Origin of the sequence: Kocuria sp. CNJ-770 (genome assembly GCF_001942375.1) — a bacterium.
GTDB lineage: Bacteria > Actinomycetota > Actinomycetes > Actinomycetales > Micrococcaceae > Kocuria > Kocuria oceani.
Window position 1 is genome coordinate 1 of record NZ_MKJW01000015.1, and the last position, 3,213, is coordinate 3,213.

Annotated in this window: 2 protein-coding genes and 1 pseudogene; all 3 read right to left on the reverse strand. The window is 69.0% G+C overall.

Annotation, left to right across the window (positions count from 1 at the left end; genetic code table 11):
• Nucleotides 1-353: pseudogene (locus BJF77_RS00800) on the reverse strand (conjugal transfer protein); the annotation flags it as partial.
• Nucleotides 350-2,101: an ATP/GTP-binding protein gene (locus tag BJF77_RS00805; protein WP_075871011.1), complete on the reverse strand. Its 1,752-nt coding sequence runs from the start codon at nucleotides 2,099-2,101 to the stop codon at nucleotides 350-352. The gene BJF77_RS00805 and the pseudogene BJF77_RS00800, both read right to left, overlap by 4 nt.
• Nucleotides 2,101-3,213, reverse strand: a 1,113-nt coding sequence (locus tag BJF77_RS00810; RefSeq protein WP_255396067.1) for an SCO6880 family protein, incomplete at its 5' end; no start/stop codon positions are given. The genes BJF77_RS00805 and BJF77_RS00810, both read right to left, overlap by 1 nt.

The window sequence follows — 3,213 nt, forward strand, 5'->3', positions numbered from 1 at the left end:
GGGGCGACGTCGCGGACTGAGGCCATGCGCGGTGCGGCGCGGTCGTGTTTGACCACCTTCTGGGCCTTTTGGTGACGCTTCCACCCCCACAGCGCGAACAATCCCATTAGCAGCATCCCGATGGTGGCGGCCAGGACGATTTCGGTGGTGCGCCACGGGAGATCCCCGGTGAAAATGCCTAGGGACCGTTCCCAGTACCCGGTGGGCAAGGGATCCGTGCGCGGGGTCAGGGCATGTCCCAGGCTGGCGAGGACGTAGAGGATGGCCGGGACGCCGACCAGAATGAGGAGCAGGGTCAGCAGCAGGGCGACCTCCCCGCCGCCGGTCTGGTACTTGCGGTCCAGGGAGCTCACCGGGCGCCTCTTTCCTGGGCGGCGCGGGACTTGGCCTCGTGCCACTTCTTCTCGGTGTCGTGGACCTGGGACCGGCGCTCGGTGGGGGTGAACTCCATGGCGAACGGGATGCCGGCCCGGGAGCCGACCTTGATGAAGAACTTTCCCTGGCCCGGGGGCGGGGTGGTGGTGCGGTCGTCGAAGTACCAGGCGGCGTTCTCCTCGTCGGCCAGCCACTGAGTGAGCTCGTCGTCGGTGAATGCCTGGTCGGTGGGGGCGTAGACGTCGTCGTTGGTGTACTCCAGGGCCTCATCACCCCGGCGGTTCCAGGCGGGTGGGTCCTGCCAGGCAGCGAGCTGCTCCTGCTCACGCATGGACAGCGGCACGGACTCGGTGAGCAGCGGCATCTCGGACTTGGCGAGCCCGCCGAGGATCTTGATGCCGCAGCGGTCCATGATGCCCTTGGCCTTCGCCCGGTCCTCTTCCCCGCGGACTGCCATCAGATCGGAGGGGGTGTGGGAGGCCATGATCTGCCCTACCCCCCACTCCCGGTTCAGCCGGGTCAGCGCGTTGACCTGGTCCACGATGCCGGGCCCGGCCGCCAGGGTGTTCCACAGCTCGTCGAGGATCACCAGGAACCGCTGACGCTCGATCACCCCGTCATCAGCGAGCATGTTGGAAGTGGTCACGGTGCCGAAGCCGGCCGACCAGCACGCCATCAAGGTCGCCGCCCGCAGGTCCGACTCGGTCTGGGAGATCCGCGACAGGTCGAAGACCATCGGCCGGGAGGCATCAATCCGGTTGGTGGAGGGGTGGGCGAACATCTGCCCGAAGGCCCCGGAGCCGCACAGGGAGTTCAGCGAGGACTCCAACCCCTCGGTGATGGCCTCGTACCGGGCGTCGTCGCCGCGGTCCAGGGCGACCTCGCGCACCTCGACCGGCTTGTCCTTCAGGACCTGGCGCAGGTCCGCCATCACCGGCACCGTGCCGGACTCCGCGTGGCGGGTCTCGAGGACGGTGAGGCACCGGTCCAGGATCGACTCCTCCCGCTCATCCAGCGGCTTCTTGCGCAGGATCGCGATCAACGAGGCGATCAGCGACCGGCGCCTCGAATGCAGCTCATCCAGCAGCTCCTCCGCCCTGGCCGGGGACAGCAGCTTGGCGGCCGCCACGGCCCCGCAGTCGTCCAGGGGGTTGATGTGTCCGACTCCGCGGCCCAGGGGCAGGACGGCGCCGCCGAGGTGCTCGATCATGGCCACGTGCTCGCCCTTGATGTCACCGAGGATCAGCGGCCACACCCCGAAGGCGGCCAACCCGATCGCCATCCGGCGCAGCATGGAGGACTTGCCCAGACCCGGGTTGGCCATCACGAAGGCCGAGGGGTTGGAGATCACCCGCAGCTTCAGGAACCAGGAGATCGGGTCACAGCACACCGGTTCCCCCGAGAGCAGGTTCCGCCCCAGCGGCACGCCTTCCAGAGGAGAGCCGCCGCCCATGGGGAAGGGGAAGAGTCCGCAGACCTGGTAGTTAGTGCCGCGCATCTCCCGGATCGGGTGCAGCAGCTGCGCCTCGCCCAGCCCCCGGCCCTTGTGTCCCCGCGGGCCCGGACGACCCAGCGCCTTGGCAGTGACCGAGGTGCTGCCGGTACGCGGGGGGCGGGCGAAGACCTTCCCGAGCTTCACCCGGGCGAAGGCGCGGTCCAGGACGGTGGTGGTGGCGTTGCCCCGGCTGGCCGGGAGGATGATCTGGTCTCGCTGCTTCTGCTTCATCACAGGGCGTTCCTCACGGTCGAGGGCAGGGCCAAATGGTCCGGGATGACCACACCGAGGGGTAGGCCGGCGGCGAAGGTGGAGTCCTGGGCGCCGTAGGCCTCCTCCAGGCGGATCCGGGCGGAGGTGCCGAGGTTCTCGATGATGGCTTCGGCCTCGTCCAGCTCGGCCCGTGTGCGGACGGTGGCGGTGACGACGAGCCCGAAGTTCAACAGCCCCGCCCCGTCAGCCTCTTCAGCCGCGGTGGCCTGCGCCGCACGGGTCTCTCTCGTGTCCCGGGCGGTGGCGCGGTTGCGGGAAGAGGCGTTGAAGGTAGCGGTGTTGATGTCGTTCTCCACCATCTGCGCGGCCCTCGCCGGGTCGATGGGCCGGTAGAGCAGCGTGACGCGCTTGCGCACCAGCTCGGGGTTCGGGGCGATCAGGGCCTGGAGCACGTTGGCCTGGATGGTCGAGCGCGGGGGCACCGACATCGCCCAGGACTTCGACCAGGAACCGTTGTGGTGGTAGGAGTCCCAGAAGGTGTCGGCGGCCTGCGGGCCCACCTCACTCCAGTCCAGTTCCGGAGCCTTGCCCTGAGAATGGGCGCGGTCGAACAGGACCGCCTCGGCCGGGTCATAGGCCACCCGGATCACCTCACACAACTGCTGCGCCGTCAATGGCTCGGCCACTCCGGCCCCGGTGTCGTTCAGGGACAAGGTGAGGTTGGGCAGGCGCGCGGCCAGATCGTCCGCGACCTCGCCGGCGTTGCGGATCCGCCCGCCGGCCCGCACTGCGGCTTTGAACGTCACCGCGATGTAGGCCCGGGTCACCGTGGCCCCGGTGGGCAGCATCTGCACGGACTCGTTGATCACGTCCCGGGCGAACTGCGGTGCGTTATCAGCCATGCGCGCCTCGATTTTGCGGGCCAGCCGGTATCCGGAGTCCGGTGCGGTCTCGATCGTCACCGAGGCCGCGGTCAACCCCGGCTCGTCGGTGAGCATCCCCAGCCAGTGCGACCAGCGGTCCACCCACCGGTTGATGTGCTCTTGGTCAACCATGCCCCCGCCGTCGGGCTCGGAGGAGAACACCACGGTGTAGTGGTGGCGCTGCGGCACCTCGAGAAGGGCGAAGGG